Genomic DNA, 18,892 nt, shown 5'->3' on the forward strand with positions numbered 1-18,892 from the left:
GTGGGCGACGGTTTATGCCAGCAAAACGGCATCGGCCGACATCACGGATTCACTGGAGTCCATCACGGTGCGTTCGAGCGAACCGGCCTGCACCGCAACATTCTCGGCGAAGAACCGCGCCAGCGTGACATAACGCGTCGCATCGCTGCCGCCGTCGATGTCGCGCGCTGCAAGCGCCTCGTTCGCCAGCATGCAGCCGCCGAGCGCCGAGCCGAACAGCCGCAGATAGGGCGTGGCGCCGGACAGTGCGTCGTTTGGCGCCGAGGCCAGCTTCTCCAGCAGCCACTTGCTCGAACGCTCCAGCGAGCCGAGCGCGTCGCGGAGTTTTGCGCCGGTGGTGCCGAAACCGGGATCGTTGGAGGCCTCGACGCGCGACACGATGCCGCCGAGTTCGTCAAGCAGTGCCCACACGGCTTCGCCGCCTGATGCCGCGAGCTTTCGCGTGACGAGATCGATCGACTGGATACCGTTGGTGCCTTCATAGATCGCCGTGATCCGCGCATCGCGGTAGTGCTGTGCCGCGCCGGTCTCTTCGATAAAGCCCATACCGCCGTGGATCTGTACGCCCAATGAAGTCACTTCATTGCCGATATCGGTGGAGAAGGCCTTGGCGATCGGCGTCAGCAGGGCGCCGCGGGCAGCGGCTTCGGTGCGCACCTTGGCGTCGGGCGAACGCGCGGCGATGTCGAGCGCCACGGCGGTGGCGTAGCAGATGGTGCGCGCAGCAGCGGTGAGCGAGCGCATCTGCATCAACATGCGCTTGACGTCGGGATGCACGATGATCGGATCCATGCCGGCCGTCTTGCTACCGATGCCGCGGCCTTGTTTACGCTCCTGCGCAAAAGCCAGCGCCTGCTGATAGGCGCGGTCGGCAATGCCGACGCCTTCAAGGCCGACGCCGAGCCGGGCCTGGTTCATCATCGTGAACATGCACAGCATGCCGCGATTTTCCTCGCCGATCAGGTAGCCAATGGCGCCGCCCTTGTCGCCCATGGTCATGGTGCAGGTGGGCGAGGCGTGCATGCCGAGCTTGTGCTCGACGCCTGACGCATGGATGTCGTTACGTTCGCCGAGCGAGCCGTCGGCATTGACGAGAAATTTTGGAATCAGGAATAGCGAGATGCCCTTGGTACCGGCGGGGGCATCGGGCAATCGCGCAAGCACGAAATGCACGATGTTATCGGTCATGTCGTGATCGCCATAGGTAATGAAGATCTTGGTGCCGGAGATGCGATAGCTGCCGTCCGCCTGGCGCTCGGCACGCGAGCGCAGCGCGCCAACATCGGAGCCGGCCTGCGGCTCGGTGAGCTGCATGGTGCCGGTCCATTCGCCGGTGACCAGCTTCTCCAGATAGATCTTTTTCAGCTCGTCGCTGCCATGGGCATCGAGTGCTTCGATGGCCGACAGCGTCAGCAGCGGGCAGAGGCCGAAGGCGATATTCGACGCGCTCCAGATTTCGGTGCAGACGGCATTGACGGCCAGCGGCAGGCCCTGTCCGCCGAAGGCCTCGGGACCGGAGACGCCGTTCCAGCCGGCGGCGGTCCAGCGCGCATAGGCATCCGGCCAGCCGGGGGCGGTGGTGACTTTGTTATCTGCGAGCTTGATGCCGTTCTTGTCGCCCACCGTATTGAGCGGCGCCAGAACGTCACTGGCAAAGCGGCCGGCCTCTTCGAGCACCGCAGCGGTCATATCGGCGTCGAAATCGCCATAATGCCCGGCTTTCAGGGCCGCCTGCAGGCCGGCGCCGTGATTGAGGGCCAGCAGCATGTCGTTGATCGGTGCTCGGTAGGTCATGGCATCTTGCTCCCGGAAATTCTTTCAGCTTTCCGCCGTCTTCCCACGAAACGGGCGCCCCCTCAACACGCCAAAGGGCGCATCCGGGGCGCGCTGTGGCTGGGGCAGGAAGATCCGGGCCTCCGTAGGGGGAAGCAAGATCCGCCAACTTCTCCAGCATTTTCAATGACTATCCTGAAGGTGACTTGTACGATACGACGCATTCATGTTGACGCGGATCAAAAGCTGGGCACGACAGATCAAGACGGACACGCATGCCGTCTATCTCGCCGCGCGCGATCCGCGGGTGCCATGGTTTGCGAAAGTTCTCGCGATCGCTGTCGCCGCCTATGCGTTGTCGCCGATCGATCTCATTCCGGACTTCGTGCCGGTCCTTGGCTATCTCGACGACCTGATCATCGTGCCGCTGGGCATCTGGCTCGTGGTGGCGCTGGTCCCAAGCGAGGTGATGGCGGAGTACCGGATCAAGGCGCGCGAGGCTGCAGAACGCCCGACCAGCAGATCGGGCATGATCGCCATCATCACATTGTGGCTGGCGAGCGCACTCCTGATCGGGTGGCTCGGCTATCGCTACTGGACGCGGGCCTGATCGCCCGCGTTCGTCAGAACCTGACTTTCACACCCGCATAGAAGGCACGCGGCCGCGCCGGGCTGACCGAACGTGCGTCTGTGAACTGAGCGCCGCCATTGGCAAAATTCGGCACCGAGTCCGTCTCGAAGAAAGTCCCGTAGGTCGAATAGCGTCGGTCGAGGACGTTGTCGACGCGGGCGAAGACCTGCACGGATTTGTCGATCTGGTACGACGCGTGGGCATTGAACACGGTATAGGCTTCAAGTTTAGGCGCCTGGTTGGAATCGTCACCGACGAAATACTGGCTGCTGACGAACAGCGCATCAGCCCCGACCTTGAAAGCGTCCGTCAGCGCATAGTCGAACCCGGCCTTGACGCGGTGACGCGGGATCGCCGGGATCTGGTTGCCGGGCAGGATCTGGACGTTGCCGTCGTCATCCTTGAACGGGCTGTTCGAGCCGATCGCGAGCGGATCAAGGAAGCGCGCATCGACGAAGGCATAGCTGGCATAGAGCTGCAGGGTCGGCGCACGCAATGTGACTTCCGCCTCGATGCCCTGCCGGCGCGTCGAGCCGACATTCTGGAAATAGCCATAGCCTTGCAGCACCGGGCTCGGGATCGCGAGAATGTCATCGGTGTTGGTGGCGCGGAAGGCGCCGATCTTCCAGCCCAGCGTGCCGGCATTCAGCTCTTTGGTACCACGCAGGCCAGCTTCTATCGTATGCGAAACCACCTGCTTGAGCGGCGGATCGGAGATCAGGAAGGCGCCGACGATGCAGGGATTGGCAGGGTCGGCGCAGCCGAGTTCCAGCGGGGTCGGCGCGCGGTTGGCTTCCGAATAGCCGGCATAGGCGGTCAGCTCAGGCGTGATCTTGTAGGTACCGCCGATGATCGGATTGAAGCGATTGAACGTGTGGTCACCGTTGAGCGCGGTGCCGATCTGATCCTCGAGCACGATCTGCGCTGTGTTGAAGCGACCGCCGCCGGTGATCGAAAAGGCATTGGTCACATCGAACGTGTCGAGCGCGTAAATGCCGCCATATCGATTGGTGGTGCGCAGCGACACCGGGCCGATCGCGATCGGATCGCCGGACTGACCGAGGGAAATCCCGCTGCCGGTGACGATGTAATCCGGGCCGATGGTGCCGAGTTCGGCGCTGGCTGTGAAATGACTGGCGCTGGACGAATAGCTGGCGCCGACGACAAAGCGGTTGTTATGGCCGAACAGCTGATCGGTGTTGGTCGCCTGCAGCGAGCCGCCCACCGTGGTCGAGCGCGTCGAGGTGCGATCATTCTCGCCAAGAACGGCACCGGGCGCGAAGGGATTGGCAATTTGCGCGCCGTTCAGGCCATTGGCCGGCGTGTCGTCATCGCCGAAACACAAGAGGGTCGGATCTTCACAGGGCTGGGTGCCGGTTGGATTGCCATCCTGGGTCTTGTTCCGGAAGAATCTCAGATGCGCTGCCGCTTCCACCGTCCAGGTTGGCGTCGCCTCGACCTTTCCAGTGAAATTGAGATAGCCGACGCGGTTGTTCGAGGTTTGCGGCGTCGTATAGGTGGCGCCATAATTCTGCTGCAGCAGTTCGACCGGAACGGTCGCCGAGGCGCCAAACTTGTTGTTGGCGACGCCCATATTGAGGTGAAGCTCGCTGCTGTCGCTGCGATAGCCAACATCGCCATAAAAGCGTCGGACGTCCGATGTCGCGAAGTTGCGGAATCCCTTGTCATGCAGGCCTTCGAGGGCGCCATAGACGGCGAAGCCCTCGACCTGCTTGCCCCATTGCGCCGAGCCCTGGATGCGGCCGAACGAGCCGCCCATCGTGCTGAGCTCGGCTCCCTGATAGTTGAAGCCGTCCTTCATCTGGATGTTGACCGCGCCGCCTAGCGCATTGAGGCCGAAGGCGGGATTGTTGGTGACCACACTGACCGAGCGGATCGCCGCGGTCGGGATCAGGTCCCAATTGACGGTGTCGCCGAAGGCCTCGTTGATACGCACGCCATTCTGATAGACCGCGAGCCCCTGCGGCGTACCGGCCACCGGCGACGCCACGAAACCGCGAAATTGCAGATCGGGCTGGAAGGGATTGCCCGCGACTTCGTTGATCAGAATGCCGGGCACTTGCTGCTGCAGCGCATCGGTGACGTTCAGGGAATTAGCGCGTTCGATCGCGCGGGCATCGACATAATTGATACTCGCCGTGACCTTGTCGACGTCGATGCCGGAACGCGACGTCGGCGTGGTCGGATAGACGTAGACCGTACGCGGCCGCTCGGCGACCCGCTGGGTGGTCTGGCGCCGGGGGCCGCGTTTGCTGGCGGTGGCAGGGGCGGACACCACCACCGGAGGCAGCACCTGCGGCTCTCCAGGCGGACTTTGCGCAAAAGCCGTTTCGGAAACCGGTAGAAAACCCGTCGACAGCGAAGCCACGACCAGCACTCTTACGCGCATCTGTTTCACCCCATTCCGCGTCGGCGCTCTGATGGCACCGTTCGGTAGCGTGATACTAGCGAGTGTGAGAGGCTGCGCTATCTGCAAATGTCGAAATCCGTCTCAGTTATTTTCCCGATAAAGTCGGGACAAATTCCCGATCGCGCGTAACAGGCGGATTTGGCAGCGGCTCCGTCACGGGAATGATAGCCTCGACAGTCACACCGTCCACATCAGATCTGACCGTGAGCGTCCCGCCCAGGGCCCAGACCCGCTCTCTCATGCCGACCAGACCAAAGCCGCCATTGCGATCAGGATCGAGGCCGCGGCCATTGTCACGCACGCGGACCAGTACGTTGTCACAGTCAGGCTTCGCCGCCGCCCCCATCACCGGTTCGATGGTCACGCTCACGGCAGAGGCTTGTGCGTGGCGGAACACATTGGTGAGTGCCTCCTGAACGACGCGATAGGCGGTCAGCTCGGCGACCTCACCAAGGGGAGCAAGCGTCGGCGATACCAGGCTCTCGATGACGACCTCCGGATGGGATTCGCGCCAGAGACGCAGCAAGACCGTAATGGCACCGGACAAACCGAGATCCGTCAGCCCGACCGGGCGCAATCGCTCGAGAATGCGGCGATTGAAGTGCTGCAAGACATCGACCTGCGCCAGAATGGCAGTGCCGTGCCTCGACAAGGCACCTGTCCCCGATGGATCGTGATCGGCGAGACGCATCACTGCGCCTGCATGGGCGCGCAGGGCGAACAGATACGGCCCGAACTCATCATGCAGTTCGCGTGCGATATCCCTGCGCTCAATATCCTGCAGCGAGACGGCCCGTTGCGCCAGACGCCGCCGGTCTTCGAGCACATCGCCCAATGTGGCTGCGAGATGATTGAGGCGGATGCAGAGCGCGGCAAGTTCCGGCGCTCCCGCGGGGGCGACGCGCGCTTGATAGTTCCCCGCTTCGATATCGACCATGGCCTGCGACAATGCATCGAGCGGCGCCAGCGCCCGCCGAACGACCAGGCTCGTGACGACGAACAGCACCATTGCAACGATCAGACTGAGTGCGAGCTGGGTGACGATGCCGTCCCATATTTCCCGCATCTCGTCATCGGGATGTGAGGTGATCAGCAGCGTCTGTCGCTTCTCGCCAACCATCACCGATACCGACTCCGATATCCGCTCCGGGTGAATCAAGGATACGAACCACGATGGCGGAGAGCCTGCACCGTCGCTCCGATCCTGACCGTCACTCTTCGGGGACGGCATGTTCCCATCGCCTTGCCTGACAATACTGACATGTCGCAATCGATTGAGATCGGCGACAATTTTATCGAGCCGCGCATTCGGATCCTGTGCTTCGCTCAGGCCAGTTCCGATACTTTCGATGACTTCACGCGTCAGCCGGATAACGCTCTGGTCCTCGGCCTGGACGCGCGGGCCAGCTTCCAGCGCGAGCCGCACGACATTGGCGACCAAGCCAAGAGCGAGTACGAGCGCTACCAGGAGATTGATCCGCGCGCGCAGCGAAAGATTCTGCCACATGACCATGCTTTCACTCGCATCTCGCCTGCATGCCGCGACTATGAACTTGACAGCGAAATTCGACGGCGATCATATCGGATCGAGGCGACCTTCGATTGTCAATCATGTCACTCCAAAGGCGCGCGGCTGATGCAGCGCAGCAATCGAGGAGCAGGCCGAGACTTGCTGACAGAGTTTCTGGCCGACAGAGTTTACGGGGTTAACCCATGCGCGTTCTGATCGTCGATGATCACCCCATCGTCACATCGGGCTGCCGCGCGGTGTTCGCGGACGATCCGGAGATCGAACTGCTGGAAGCGTCCGATGCCGCCAGTGGGGAGCAGGTTTTCCTGACCGGCGATCCCGATATTTGCATCATCGACATCAATCTGCCGACAGTGTCCGGATATGAACTGGCGCGGCGCATCCTGCTGCGCGACGACACGATGCGCATCATCATGTTCAGCATGAATGACGACCCGATCTTCGCTGCCCGTGCGATCGAGAGTGGCGCCAAGGGCTATGTCTCCAAGACCGGCGACCCACACGATCTCCTGGAGGCCGTCTATGAGGTTGCGCGTGGCGGCGTCTATCTCCCACCGGCGATGGCGCGAAGCCTTGCCTTTGCCGGGCCTGCGCTGACGCAAAGCCCGCTGTCGAAGCTGAATTCGCGCGAGATGGAGATCCTGCGACTGCTCGGTGCCGGCAAGAGCCTCGCCGAGATTGCATGGATGGTTCACGCCTCCTACAAGACGGTCGCCAATACATCGTCACTCATGCGGCAAAAGCTCGGCGTCCGCAGCTCAGTCGAACTGGTGCGCTTCGCCATCGAGCGTGGCATCGCCTGACCGGGCGTCCCTGACCAGACATCACTTGTTTCGGCGATGTCGCATCGCTGCCGCATCCAACCGGTAAAGTCATGACCATGCAGACAGTTTCGCTCAATCGATCATATGGCGGCACACAGGGCGTCTACAAACACGCCAGTCGCGCGACCGGAACTGACATGACATTCTCGGTCTATGTGCCGCCGCATCAGGACGGCGTCAGGCTGCCCGTGGTCTGGTATCTCTCGGGCCTCACCTGCACCCACGCCAATGTCACCGAAAAAGGCGACTTTCGTGCCGCATGCGCCGAATTGGGGTTGATCTTCATTGCACCGGACACGAGCCCGCGCGGTGCCGATGTTCCCGGTGATGCCAACAATGCCTATGACTTCGGCCTTGGCGCCGGCTTTTATGTCGATGCCACCCAGGAGCCCTATGCGCGCAACTATCGCATGTGGAGTTATGTGACCGAGGAGCTGCCGCAGCTCGTAGCCGACCAATTCCCCATCGATAGCAGTCGTCAGTCGATTCTCGGCCATTCCATGGGCGGGCATGGCGCGCTGACCATTGCGCTACGTCATCCCGATCGTTACCGCGCGGCCAGCGCGTTCGCTCCGATCGTAGCGCCATCGCTGGTGCCGTGGGGGATCAAGGCGCTGGGAGGCTATCTCGGCGACGACAAAGCGGCGTGGCGAAAGCACGATGCGGTTGCCCTGATCGAGGACGGCGCGCGATTCCCCGAATTACTGGTCGATCAGGGTGACGCCGACAATTTTCTGGCCGAACAATTGCGGCCTGAACTGCTGCAGAGCGCCTGCACAAAGGCGGGCATTCCGCTGACGCTGCGCCACCAGCCCGGCTACGATCACAGCTACTATTTCATCTCGACCTTCATGGCCGATCATCTGCGCTGGCACGCGGCGCGGCTCAAAGGGTGAGTTGCGGCTCGCATTACTGCGGCTGCGGGACACCGTAATTCGGAGCGAGCAGGCGGTTGCGCACCAGATAGCTTGTCGCCCGCGACCAGCTTTCATCGGTGTTGCCGCGCAGGTCGGCGCTCATTGTGGCAACCAGCCGCCCGGTGTGAACATTTCGCAGGGTGATGTTCATATTGAGAATGAGGTTCGAGACCTTCTGTACGAGCCCCGTAATGACGAGGTCGGCACCGATCTGCTGCGCGAGTTGTACGTCACAGCCGCCGCATGCCTGCAAATTCCGGCCTTGCGCCGCAACATTGAGGGATGACATATCCAGCAGCTCGAAACGGCCGGACTGCTTCATCTGCTCGCGAAGCTGGTCGGCAGCATGGAGCAGTCTTGCCTGCTCGTCGCTGCGGCGTCCCTTCACCTCGCCTTCAAGGCTCGTATCCAGCCATTCGAAGTTGAACACCGCGACTTTAGGCGCTGCGGCGTGAGCCGTCGCTGTCATCATCAGTAACAGCACGGTGATCGATAGGGCTCTCATCGCGGACCTCGCATCATTAAAATGCAACGCGTCGGCAGAATCCGAGGTTGCAAGCTACGATAATTGGTTCATGTTTCAAGCACGAGACCCTTCACCGGCGCCAAGCCGGGAAGGAGTAGCCGGAGGGAACATGATACGGTGGTTGATCGGCGCGATCAGTCTATGCGCCGTGACGTCGTCTGCGCTGGCGGCCGAACCGCTGATGATCAGCATCGGTTATCTCGGTCAGGCCGGCATCAAGGCAACTCTTTCGCTGGTCGAATTACCGTCCGAGAACGATGGCATCGCCGGGGCGCGGCTCGCCATCGAGGACAACAACACCACGGGCAGGTTCCTGAAGCAGCAGTTCGGGCTGGAAGAGGTCCGTGTGAAGGAGGGCGACGATGTCGCCGGAGCCGCGCGCAATCTCGCTGGCCGTAATAGTTTCATCATTACCGACCTGCCGCCTGATGCATTGCTGCAGGCGGCGGACGCGGTGCGTGACCGCGGCGGCATCCTGTTCAATGTGGGGTCCGCCGACGATCGGCTGCGCGAGGCGGACTGCCGTGCCAATGTGATCCATATTGCGCCGACGCGATCGATGCTGGCGGATGCACTGGCGCAATATCTGGTGTGGAAGCAGTGGAAACGCTGGCTGCTCGTGGTCGGCTCGCATGACGACGATCGGCTTGAAGCCGACGCCTATCGTCGTGCCGCCGCCCGGTTCGGCGCAAAGATCGTGCAGGAACGTGTCTTCGAGGACACCGGCGGCGCGCGGCGCACCGATAGCGGCGTTACATTGATCCAGCGCCAGATCCCGGTCTTCACGCAACAGGCACCGGCCTATGACGTCATGATCGCCGCCGACGAGAGCGAAGTCTTCGCATCCTATTTGCCATATCGCACCTGGGATCCGCGACCGGTCGCGGGATCGGCGGGTCTGGTGCCGACCAGTTGGCATGCCGCACAGGATCAATGGGGTGCCGTGCAGATCCAGAACCGCTTCACCAAGCTGAACGCGCGCCGCATGACAGCGCGCGACATGCAGGCCTGGCTCGCGACCCGCATGATCGGCGAAGCCGCGTCCCGCACGAATTCGGGCGATGGCAAAGCCATTCTGGCGTTTCTGAAGTCCCCCGATTTCTCCATCGCCGGCTTCAAGGGGCAGCGGCTCACGATCCGCGACTGGAACCTGCAGCTACGCCAGCCCATCCTGCTGGTCGACGGGCGCATGGTGGTTTCGGTATCGCCGCAGGACGGCTTCCTGCATCAGGTCTCGGAGCTCGACACGCTCGGTATAGATCGTCCGGAAAGCAAATGCAGGCTGCAATGATGATGAACAGATCGAAGATGCTGCGTCGTGTCTGGCTGTGTGGGGCGGCGACATGGCTTGCAACAGCAGCGCCTGCATCGGCCTTTCTCGCTTATGTGTCGAACGAGAAGAGCAACACGGTCTCGGTGATCGACACCGACAGCTGGACCGTCACCGCGACCATCAAGGTCGGTCAGCGTCCGCGCGGTATCGAACTGACGCGCGATGGCAAATCGGTACTTGTCGCGGTCGGCGACGACGACACCATTCAGATCATCGACGTTGCCAGTCAGAAGGTGGTCGACTCGCTCCCATCGGGTCCGGATCCTGAGCTTTTCACCCAGGATGCCGCTGGCAAGATTCTCTATGTCGCCAATGAGAACGACAACACGGTGACCGTACTCGATCTCGAAAAGCGCGTGCGCATCGGCGACGTGCAGGTCGGTGTCGAGCCGGAAGGCATGGCGATCAGCCCCGATGGCAAGATCCTGATCAACACGTCCGAAACCACCAATATGGCGCATTTCATCGACACCGCGACGCGCGAGATCGTGGCCAATGTCCTGGTCGATGCGCGCCCGCGCTTCGCTGAATTCAAGCGCGACGGCTCGGAACTGTGGGTGTCCTCCGAGATCGGCGGCACCGTGTCCGTGATCGATCCGGCCAAGCGGGTCGTGACCGACAAGATCGAGTTCAACATTCCCGGCCTCCGGCGCGAAGCCATTCAGCCGGTGGGTATCGGCATGACCCGGGATGCCAAAACTGCTTTCATCGCGCTCGGCCCCGCCAACCGGATCGCCATCGTCGATGCGGCGACCCATAAAGTGATCAAGTATCTGCTGGTGGGCCAGCGGGTCTGGCACATGGCGTTTACCCCCGATGAGAAATATCTGCTGGTCACCAATGGCGTCTCCAACGATGTCTCGGTCATCGACGTCGTGGCGCAGAAAGTCATCAAGACCATTCAGGTCGGCGAATTGCCCTGGGGCGTCGCCATGGCACGGCCATGACCACAATCGACACATCCCGCCCTGACCAGATCGCGCACGACGCGCCCGAGCCATTTGACGCGCCGGCGGTCACACCCGCTCTGTCGGTCGCAGGCATCAGCCATTGCTATGGTCGTCGGCAGGCGCTGTCGGATGTCTCCTTCAATGTCGCACCGGCGAGTTTCACGGCTCTGCTCGGCCTCAATGGCGCGGGCAAGAGTACGCTGATTGCGCTGATCACCCGGCTGTTCGGTATTCAAACTGGACGGATCAGCGTCTTCGGCCACGACATCAGCGAAACGCCGAGCGAAGCCTTGCGGCTGCTGGGCGTGGTGTTTCAGCCGCGTACGCTCGATCTCGATCTGTCTGTCATGCAGAACCTGCTCTATCATGCCGCGCTGCAGGGCATCGCGCGGCGCGAGGCCCGCCTGCGCGGCGACGAGGTGATTGCGCGCATCGGCCTTGCCGACCGGGTGAACAGCCGGGTGCGTGATCTCTCCGGCGGGCAGATGCGACGCCTCGAGATCGCTCGCGCACTGCTGCATCGGCCGCGGCTGCTGTTGCTGGACGAAGCGACCGTTGGCCTCGACGTGCAGGCGCGCGCCGATATTCTTGCGCATGTCCGGATGCTGGTCACGGAACAAGGCATCGGCGTGCTGTGGGCAACACATCTGTTTGACGAGATCGCCGCCAGCGACGATCTCGTCGTGTTGCATGGCGGCCATGTGCTTGCACGCGGTTCGGTAACGCAGATCCTGAGCGAAACCGGCGCTGCCAATTTCGACATGGCTTTCCGGGGCATGACCGAGGCGGCCGACCGGGGCGGGAGGTCATCGTGAGTACAACATTTGTCACGCACGAGCATCGCAAGCTGGGTTTCGGCAATTATGTCACCTGCCTCAACGGCATCCTGCGGCGCGAGGCGTTGCGCTTCCTGCATCAGCGCGAACGCTTCGTCTCGGCGCTGGTGCGTCCGCTGGTCTGGCTGTTCATTTTCGCCGCCGGCTTTCGGCAGGTGCTCGGTATCTCGATCATCCCGCCTTACGAGACCTATATTCTCTATGAGGTCTATATCGCGCCGGGCCTTATCGCGATGATCCAGTTGTTCAATGGCATGCAGTCGTCGCTCTCGATGGTCTATGACCGCGAGATGGGGAATATGCGGACGCTCCTGGTCAGCCCGCTGCCGCGCTGGTTCCTGCTGGTCTGCAAATTGCTGGCCGGGACAGTGGTCTCCCTGCTGCAGGTCTATGCGTTTCTCCTGATCGCGTGGTTCTGGGACATCGCTCCGCCGCTCATCGGCTATCTCACCGTTCTGCCGGCACTGATCCTGTCCGGATTGATGCTGGGATCGCTGGGCATGCTGATCTCGTCGCGCATCAAGCAACTGGAGAATTTTGCGGGGGTCATGAACTTCGTGATCTTCCCGATGTTCTTTGCGTCGTCCGCGCTCTATCCTTTGTGGCGCGTGCAGGAGGGCAGCCCGATGCTCTATTATCTCTGCCTGTTCAATCCCTTCACACACGCGGTCGAACTGATCCGCTTCGCGCTCTACGACAAGGTCAACTGGGTCTCCCTTGCCGTTGTCGCGGGCTGTACCGCCGTATTCATGATCGGTGCAATCATTGCTTACGATCCCGGCCGCGGCCTTGCCCGCCGGGCACCAGCCGGGGGCGAGACATGAACAGACCGATCGGCATCGTCGCAACACTCTTGTTGATCTGGTCGGGCGCTGCGCAGGCCGCCGATCCGCGTTATCCCGACTGGCCGTGCGTTCAGGCCAAGGTGCCGGAAATCTCGCTGGCTGCCGTTTGGGCCGGACCGCCGATCGACGATGTCGCCAGCGCCTGGAAGGACGATGCTCAGGTCAGCGCGCTTGTGGAACGTCTGGCGACACGGCGCGTGCCCGTTGAGGAAGCGCAGAAGGCGATCACGGATTTTCTCGCGCGATCGCCGGACAAGGCCAGGGCAGGCAAACTGATCTTCGCCGGGCTGTTCGACAGTTTGAACGCGCAGCGCGCGACGGTGCTGGCCGGTCTCGAACGCGTCACGCGCAAACAGCGCGAAGCGGCCGATCGCGTCCGCGCCGACACGGCCGCGCTGCAGACACTGCAGACCGCGTCGCCACCCGATCAGGCGAAGATCGACGAACTCAACAACAAGCTGCTATGGGAAGCCCGCATCTTCGACGACCGCCGCCGCGTCGTCACCTTCGTCTGCGAGGTGCCGACGCTGATCGACCAGCGCCTGTTCGCGCTCAGCCGCACCATCCAGCAGGAGATGGAATAGTATCGCGCCAGGGCGTGTACCCATATGTCCAGCAAGCTTCAAAAGCCTGCGGCGATGATGGCGCGCAGCAGCTTCGCGTTGCTGAAGCCAATATCTTCACGCGTTAATCCCATGCGCAAGATCACCAATTTGCGCGAGGGAATGACCGCGATCACCTGACGGAGGTGGCCTTGCAACATAAACGTGTCGGCAGGGAGATCGAATCCTTGGCCCCGGGCCAACCAAAGCTGTCCACGACCATAGACGGGGCCTTGGCCCTCATCGGACGCTGGCGCAGGTGAGCGCATATAGTCGACAAAGCCCGCCGGCAAAAGCTGTTGGCCGTTCCATTCCCCGCGCAATCGCAAAAACTCGCCGAAGCGCGCCCAATCGTGCGCGTTGGCGTAGAGGAAGCCTTCGCCGAGAAACGTGCCGGCCTCGTCGGCTTCGATAACGGCGCTATTCATGCCCAAAGGGTTGAACAGCCGCTCGCGCGGATAAGACAGAGCTCCCTCGCCAATCGCGTTCTGCCACAGTCGCGTCAGCAGGACGGACTCGCCGGACGAATAGTGGAATTTGGTTCCCGGTGAGGCGATGAGCCTTCGATCCCGCGCGAAAGCCGCCGCATCCCGCACGAGATACTCCATGCGCCCCGGGTCGGTGTGTCGCCCCTGATCTTCGTTCCATTCCAGTCCGCCAGACATGGCCATCAGATCGGCGACCGAGATGTCCGAGCGGGCGTCCCCCGCCCATTGCGGAAACAGATGTTTCTGATCGAGCGAAAGCTTGCCGTCCTTGATGGCCAGGCCGACCAGTGCCGCCGTGACGCTCTTGGTCATCGACCAACCCAGCAGGGGCGTTGAAGTTGTGAAACCCTGGCCATAGGTTTCGGCGACGATGCGCCCGTCGTGAACGACAACGATGGCGCGCATGCCGGGACCTTGAAATACCGGATTGTTCACCGCCGCCTGCAAACGTGCATTGTCGGATAATTGCGCCTTCTCGCCGGTCGGCCAAAGCTTGTCGGCGTCTTTCGTAGACGAGAGTCGCAGTGCGGCAGGGCGGTCCCAAGATTGGTCGTTCAGGACGTTGGTGCAGCCCCGTCCCTCGACATATTGGGCGTGACGTTTGGCGAAAAAACCGAAAAGACTGGCGTCGACGCTGTGGTCGGCGGCGCTGACATCGATTTTCATGAGGCGGAAGATCGGATGTCCGAGGGCCAGCAGGTCGGTACGCAAGATCGCATCCGCTTCGCGTTCGGCCATGAATACGTTCGAGCAGATGGTCTTCGCCGCAGCAGCGGAGGCGAGCTGTAATTCGTCCTGATGGGCGATGACGATCCAACCGCCGAGCCCGAGTATCGCCAAGGCCAAAACAGCGACGACGAAACCGAAAAGCCTGAGCGCCCAATGCATGATGTCTTATCCCAGCCAAGGGGAGTCTTTTACTATGGCGCGGAAGATGGTTCCAAGAGCGCCCTAGTTCGCCGGCGACCGCGGTTCAGGCTGTGCATCCACCAGCGGCAGATACTCCCACTCCCAGCCATCGGTGCCTTCCGGATACCAGACGACATTGCTGTAGCCATAGGACAGCGCGCGCTTCGCTGCATTCCAGGACATCCAGCAATTCGCCTGACAGTAGATCACCAGAAGCGCGGTACGGTTGCCGGCCGATGCGCGCGCGAGACCGTCCTGCAGATAGGTCTCGGTGCCGGCGGCCAGCCTGCCATAGCCGGTGTCGGGCAGCCACAGGCTGCCCGGAATGTTGCGCCGCGGCTTGTCGCGCCAGACCGTCTCTGGTGGCAAATTGGCCGGCTTCGGCGGACGCGGCATGACATCAACGAAAGTGCCGCGTTTGTCGCGCCAGATCGCCTCGGCCTCTTTCGTCGTAACGATCTGTGCGCCTTTCAGCGTTGCCGGCACCGGCGCGCGATAATTGTCGGTGCGATAGTCATCGGGCTCGGGCACGGCGTCCTGCGCCTGCGCCGACGTGACCATCACCAGTGCCATCGCGAGAAGGATGGCGTAACGCATGGTCACGGCGACTTGGCCGCGGCCTCCGGCCCGATCGGACGATTGTTCTCATCGAGAATGGGAACACCGAAATCGAGCAGGACCTTGTTGATGGCCGGCTGGTTTTCCTGAATCAGCCGGTTGAGCTGCCGCTTCCAGTTCTGATCCGCGGAGCGCACGCCCATGCCGATGCGATAGACGAGGCGGGGTCCGGTGGTTTCCTTGACCAGCGGCGTGACATGAAGCGGAGGATTGGCATTCTTGGCGTAGAAGCCGGCCATAGGCCCCCACAGAATCGCAGCGTCGATATCGCCGGATGTGAGATCCTTGATCATGGCCAGTGCCGATGAATCAATGCGGGTATCGATCACCAACGGATAGGGCTTCGCATTCACCATCAGGCCGTTGACCGCCATATTGGTCGCCGGCGGCGTCCCTGCCACGATGCCGATATGCTTGCTCTTCAACCTGGCGTCATCCAGCGTCGTGACGTCATCGAGACCGGCGCCGGTCTTCGACACCAGCGCATAAGCCGTCCGGTAATAGGGATTGGTGCCCTGCACGAGGTCGTCGCCCTGCGGGAAGCCCATGATGACATCGCAACGATGCGCGCCGAGAGTCATGCGAACGAAGCCCGTCGCCTGCGGGAAATAGACGTAATCGAGCTTCTTCTGCAGTTTGGCTGCGAACAGCTCGGCGAGCTTGTTCTCCAGACCCTCGCCCTTCTCATTCGAGAACGGCATGTTGCGCGGATCGGCGCAAACACGCAGCACCTGCGGATCGACCAGTTCGATCGAGAGATCGTCGGTCGCAGCAGTCTGGCCAAGCGCGGTGCATATGCCCTCAAGCAACAGCGCACTCGCGAACAGCGATGTGAGTAGCGCGCGACGTGTTCCGGATCGTTCCGCTCGGTGCTGCATGCGCTACCTGCCGTTCACATTTGATGGGTGACACGACAAAAACCTAGGCCTCTCGTTTTAAGCGTGCAAGATGCAATGGGGCGCTTCCGATGTTGCGCCGCACTTTCCGGGCGATTGCAGAGTCGCTGCTTCCCCCGGGGTGATATGGAGATGCAAATGACATCTCGTCTTGCGATGCATGCAGCGCTCATCATGCTGGCAATGCTCGCATCCGCTCGCGCGCAGCAGCAGACTTTGGCGATCAGCGAAATCGCACCGGGCGTCTTCGTGCATCAGGGACGCATTGCCTTGATGTCGTCGGACAATGACGGCGCCATCGCCAATATCGGCGTCGTGATCGGCGAGCAGGCTGTTGCGGTGATCGACACCGGCGGCAGCGTGCGGGAGGGGCGGCAACTACTGGCCGCCATTCGCGCACATACAGACAAGCCCATTCGCTACGTCATCAATACCCATGGCCATCCCGACCATATGTTCGGTAACGCCGCTTTCGTCGCTGACGGAACCGAGTTCGTCGGCCATATCAGGCTGCCGCAGGCACTGGCTGTACGCGGACAGTATTATCTCGACGCATTCAGGCGCAGCATGGGCGACGCGCTGATCGATGACGTCCGTATCGTACCGCCAACCCGGCTCGTCGATGGCGAGCTCGTCCTCGATCTTGGCGGGCGCACACTTGTCGTGAAAGCCTGGCCCACCGCCCATAGCGATAGCGACGTCACGGTATTCGACTCGGCGACGAAGACGTTGTTCGCTGGAGATCTGGTCTTTCTCCGCCATATCCCGGTGCTCGATGGCAGCATCCAGGCGTGGCTCAAGCTGCTGGACGATCTCGCGGCGCTGCCGGCCGAACGCGTCGTTCCCGGCCATGGTCCAGTGAGCGATTGGCCGCAAGCCCTCGCCGCCGAACGCCGGTATCTCGAAACACTCGCGTCCGGTATCCGCAAGGACGTCATCGACGGCAAACCGATCGCGGCAGCTACGAAACACGCGGCAGAAGCCGAACGCGGCAAATGGGAGCTTTTTGACGACTATAACGTCCGCAACGCAACTGCAGCATACTCACAATTTGAATGGGAATGAGCGCCGGTTGGGTTAGTATCAAGCGCGTCGCTTCTTCCCTTGCGAGGGCCGTACCATGCCGGAATTTGCAATCCGCAGCGTCTGTGCCGCCATCCTGCTGAGCGCCTTACTCAGTCCGCATTCTGTGTCCGCGGCTGGTCCGGAGCCTTACGATCCATGGCCGGGGCTGGTGCAGGACATTTTCGACAGCCGACCGATGGAAGATGGCAGCAACCTGATTGCACTCGAGATGCCGACGCGCGCGGAGGATGCCGCCATCGTGCCGGTGACGTTGCGCCTTAAGCCGACGTCGGACGCACGCTCGCGGGTGGTGACGATCACGCTGGTGATCGACCAGAACCCGGCGCCCATGGCCGCGAAATTCAAGCTCGGGGCCGACGCAAATGTCTCGGAGATTTCAACGCGTGTCCGAATCAACAACTACACCAACGTCCATGCCGTCGCCGAGACCAGTGACGGCAAGCTCCATGTGGTGCAAACCTATGTGAAGGCATCCGGCGGCTGCTCTGCACCTGCGGCGAAGAATGCCGAAGAGGCCAAGGGCCGGTTGGGCCAGATGCGCTACAGGGAGTTTGCTGGAGCGCAAAACGAGGAAAAAAGCGGTGCGCGAGAGGCGCAGGTCATGATCGGCCACCCCAATAATTCCGGCCTGCAGATGGATCAGGTCACGCAACTCTATATTCCGGCCCTCTATGTCGACCGGCTCCAGCTTTGGCAGGACAACAGCCCGGTCCTGTCGGTGGAGGGCGGCATCTCGATCTCCGAAGACCCGAATATTCGATTCACTTACGTCTCAAATGGCGCAAAGACGTTCCGTGCCGAGGCCAAGGACACCGATGGACATCAGTTCAGGCATGAGTGGAAGGTGAATGGCTCCGGCATGTAACGCGGCGCATCATGCCGGCGATAGCGCTAGAAGCAGCGCACTTCAGCTTCGGCCTGGGCACGCCTGACGTCATTGATGGCACTGTTGGCCTGCTCCGAGGTCCGGAACTGGGCGCTCAGATTGCCGCGCACCTGCGACATGCTCAGCGCCGTTTCCGCCGTGATATAGCGGGTATAGGGCACAATCGACGCCACGACATCGATCGAGCACGAACATTGCTCGATCGACTGCCGGGTCTCGCCGTTCGCTTTCATACAGCCGAAGACATATTCGGCGCGCGCGGAGGTCGGATAGTCATTGATCTCCGCGGCCCTTGCTGACCCCGACAAAACGGCAATGATCGCAAACGGGGCGAGATATCCTGTCATTCGATCGGGTCCCACGAGAGCCTCGCAAAGCTGGCGAAGACGACCGGCAAACTATACTAAGAAAACGAAACGGCTCAATAAGCCGAACAGATATGGAGGGGACATGTCGCGCGCATCTCTATCGATGGCTGTCATATTGCTGCTCTTCGCAAGCCAAGCTCATGCTCAGGGCAAAGCCGGCCAGGGCATCCGGCTCTGGAACCTGACGACGTCGACCATTACCGGGTTCCAGCTATCCCCGGCCGGAAAGCAGCAATGGAGCGCCAACCTGACATTGGCGGACAAGGATAAGGAAGTCGATCACGACGAGCGGCTGCGCATCACGGGGATCGAGCCCGGCAGTTACGACGCCAAGGTCAGCTATTCCGAGGCGCGCCAATGCGTGGTCAGGAATATCGAAATCAAGGCCGATGCCGTCTTCTCAATTGCGGACAAGGACCTGCAGGACTGCAACAAGTAACGA

Annotated in this window: 19 protein-coding genes; 11 read left to right on the forward strand and 8 right to left on the reverse strand. The window is 61.7% G+C overall.

Going from position 1 to position 18,892, the window contains the following annotated elements; genetic code table 11:
- Positions 1-12: 12 nt before the first annotated feature.
- On the reverse strand, positions 13-1,794 hold the full coding sequence (locus AB8A38_RS24545; protein WP_439087745.1) for an acyl-CoA dehydrogenase: 1,782 nt from the start codon (positions 1,792-1,794) through the stop codon (positions 13-15).
- Positions 1,795-1,999: 205 nt separating this feature from the next.
- Here AB8A38_RS24545 and AB8A38_RS24550 point away from each other — a divergent pair, with 205 nt between their 5' ends.
- A complete protein-coding gene (locus AB8A38_RS24550) occupies positions 2,000-2,383 on the forward strand; it encodes a YkvA family protein (RefSeq protein ID WP_439087746.1) in 384 nt (127 codons plus the stop codon).
- A gap of 13 nt (positions 2,384-2,396) precedes the next feature.
- Here the strand turns inward: AB8A38_RS24550 and AB8A38_RS24555 are convergent, their stop codons facing one another.
- Together AB8A38_RS24555 and AB8A38_RS24560 are read right to left on the reverse strand one after the other, a co-directional pair.
- Positions 2,397-4,814 carry a TonB-dependent receptor gene (locus AB8A38_RS24555; RefSeq protein ID WP_439087747.1) on the reverse strand — a complete coding sequence of 806 codons (2,418 nt, stop codon included), beginning with the start codon at positions 4,812-4,814 and terminating at the stop codon, positions 2,397-2,399.
- A 106-nt stretch (positions 4,815-4,920) separates the two neighbouring features.
- Positions 4,921-6,342, reverse strand: coding sequence for an ATP-binding protein (locus tag AB8A38_RS24560; protein ID WP_439087748.1), 1,422 nt, complete (start codon positions 6,340-6,342; stop codon positions 4,921-4,923).
- 206 nt (positions 6,343-6,548) lie between these two features.
- Between AB8A38_RS24560 and AB8A38_RS24565 the strand changes: the two genes are divergently transcribed.
- Entirely contained in the window at positions 6,549-7,169 is a 621-nt protein-coding gene (locus tag AB8A38_RS24565; protein WP_068734560.1) for a response regulator transcription factor, read from the forward strand.
- A 71-nt stretch (positions 7,170-7,240) separates the two neighbouring features.
- Complete coding sequence (gene fghA / locus AB8A38_RS24570) at positions 7,241-8,086, forward strand: S-formylglutathione hydrolase (protein WP_439087749.1); 846 nt, start codon at positions 7,241-7,243, stop codon at positions 8,084-8,086.
- Positions 8,087-8,099: 13 nt separating this feature from the next.
- Here fghA and AB8A38_RS24575 read toward each other — a convergent pair whose 3' ends face one another.
- On the reverse strand, positions 8,100-8,612 hold the full coding sequence (locus AB8A38_RS24575) for a DUF3280 domain-containing protein (protein WP_439087750.1): 513 nt from the start codon (positions 8,610-8,612) through the stop codon (positions 8,100-8,102).
- A gap of 130 nt (positions 8,613-8,742) precedes the next feature.
- On the opposite strand from AB8A38_RS24575, the gene AB8A38_RS24580 reads away from it, so the two are divergent.
- From AB8A38_RS24580 to AB8A38_RS24600, 5 genes are read left to right on the forward strand one after another with little or no spacing between them, the layout of a single operon-like run.
- The gene (locus AB8A38_RS24580; protein WP_439087751.1) at positions 8,743-9,924 is read left to right on the forward strand and encodes an ABC transporter substrate-binding protein; all 1,182 of its coding nucleotides are present in this window, start codon (positions 8,743-8,745) and stop codon (positions 9,922-9,924) included.
- Entirely contained in the window at positions 9,924-10,913 is a 990-nt protein-coding gene (locus tag AB8A38_RS24585; protein WP_439088596.1) for a YVTN family beta-propeller repeat protein, read from the forward strand. Before AB8A38_RS24580 ends, AB8A38_RS24585 begins: the two co-directional genes overlap by 1 nt.
- Positions 10,910-11,731 carry an ATP-binding cassette domain-containing protein gene (locus tag AB8A38_RS24590; RefSeq protein ID WP_439087752.1) on the forward strand — a complete coding sequence of 274 codons (822 nt, stop codon included), beginning with the start codon at positions 10,910-10,912 and terminating at the stop codon, positions 11,729-11,731. The genes AB8A38_RS24585 and AB8A38_RS24590 overlap by 4 nt, the downstream gene beginning before the upstream one ends.
- Positions 11,728-12,576, forward strand: coding sequence for an ABC transporter permease (locus tag AB8A38_RS24595; RefSeq protein ID WP_439087753.1), 849 nt, complete (start codon positions 11,728-11,730; stop codon positions 12,574-12,576). The genes AB8A38_RS24590 and AB8A38_RS24595 overlap by 4 nt, the downstream gene beginning before the upstream one ends.
- Complete coding sequence (locus AB8A38_RS24600; protein WP_439087754.1) at positions 12,573-13,181, forward strand: hypothetical protein; 609 nt, start codon at positions 12,573-12,575, stop codon at positions 13,179-13,181. Before AB8A38_RS24595 ends, AB8A38_RS24600 begins: the two co-directional genes overlap by 4 nt.
- A 38-nt stretch (positions 13,182-13,219) precedes the next feature.
- Here AB8A38_RS24600 and AB8A38_RS24605 read toward each other — a convergent pair whose 3' ends face one another.
- The 3 genes from AB8A38_RS24605 to AB8A38_RS24615 all read right to left on the reverse strand — a co-directional run bounded on the left by AB8A38_RS24605 (position 13,220) and on the right by AB8A38_RS24615 (position 16,092).
- A complete protein-coding gene (locus AB8A38_RS24605; RefSeq protein ID WP_439087755.1) occupies positions 13,220-14,575 on the reverse strand; it encodes a serine hydrolase domain-containing protein in 1,356 nt (451 codons plus the stop codon).
- Between the two features lie 63 nt (positions 14,576-14,638).
- Entirely contained in the window at positions 14,639-15,193 is a 555-nt protein-coding gene (locus AB8A38_RS24610) for a PQQ-dependent catabolism-associated CXXCW motif protein (protein WP_439088597.1), read from the reverse strand.
- A gap of 2 nt (positions 15,194-15,195) precedes the next feature.
- Positions 15,196-16,092 (reverse strand): substrate-binding domain-containing protein, encoded by an 897-nt coding sequence (locus tag AB8A38_RS24615; RefSeq protein WP_439087756.1) that lies wholly within the window; start codon positions 16,090-16,092, stop codon positions 15,196-15,198.
- 156 nt (positions 16,093-16,248) lie between these two features.
- On the opposite strand from AB8A38_RS24615, the gene AB8A38_RS24620 reads away from it, so the two are divergent.
- Positions 16,249-17,175, forward strand: a complete 927-nt coding sequence (locus AB8A38_RS24620) for a quinoprotein relay system zinc metallohydrolase 2 (protein ID WP_439087757.1) — start codon at positions 16,249-16,251, stop codon at positions 17,173-17,175.
- A gap of 55 nt (positions 17,176-17,230) precedes the next feature.
- Positions 17,231-18,061 carry a quinoprotein dehydrogenase-associated SoxYZ-like carrier gene (locus AB8A38_RS24625; protein ID WP_439087758.1) on the forward strand — a complete coding sequence of 277 codons (831 nt, stop codon included), beginning with the start codon at positions 17,231-17,233 and terminating at the stop codon, positions 18,059-18,061.
- 26 nt (positions 18,062-18,087) lie between these two features.
- On the opposite strand, the gene AB8A38_RS24630 is transcribed toward AB8A38_RS24625, so the two are convergent.
- Positions 18,088-18,429, reverse strand: a complete 342-nt coding sequence (locus AB8A38_RS24630) for a hypothetical protein (RefSeq protein WP_439087759.1) — start codon at positions 18,427-18,429, stop codon at positions 18,088-18,090.
- Between the two features lie 103 nt (positions 18,430-18,532).
- Here AB8A38_RS24630 and AB8A38_RS24635 point away from each other — a divergent pair, with 103 nt between their 5' ends.
- Positions 18,533-18,889: a hypothetical protein gene (locus AB8A38_RS24635; RefSeq protein ID WP_439087760.1), complete on the forward strand. Its 357-nt coding sequence runs from the start codon at positions 18,533-18,535 to the stop codon at positions 18,887-18,889.
- Positions 18,890-18,892: the final 3 nt, after the last annotated feature.

The sequence above is a fragment of the Tardiphaga sp. 839_C3_N1_4 genome (assembly GCF_051811045.1).
Classification (GTDB): Bacteria; Pseudomonadota; Alphaproteobacteria; order Rhizobiales; family Xanthobacteraceae; genus Tardiphaga.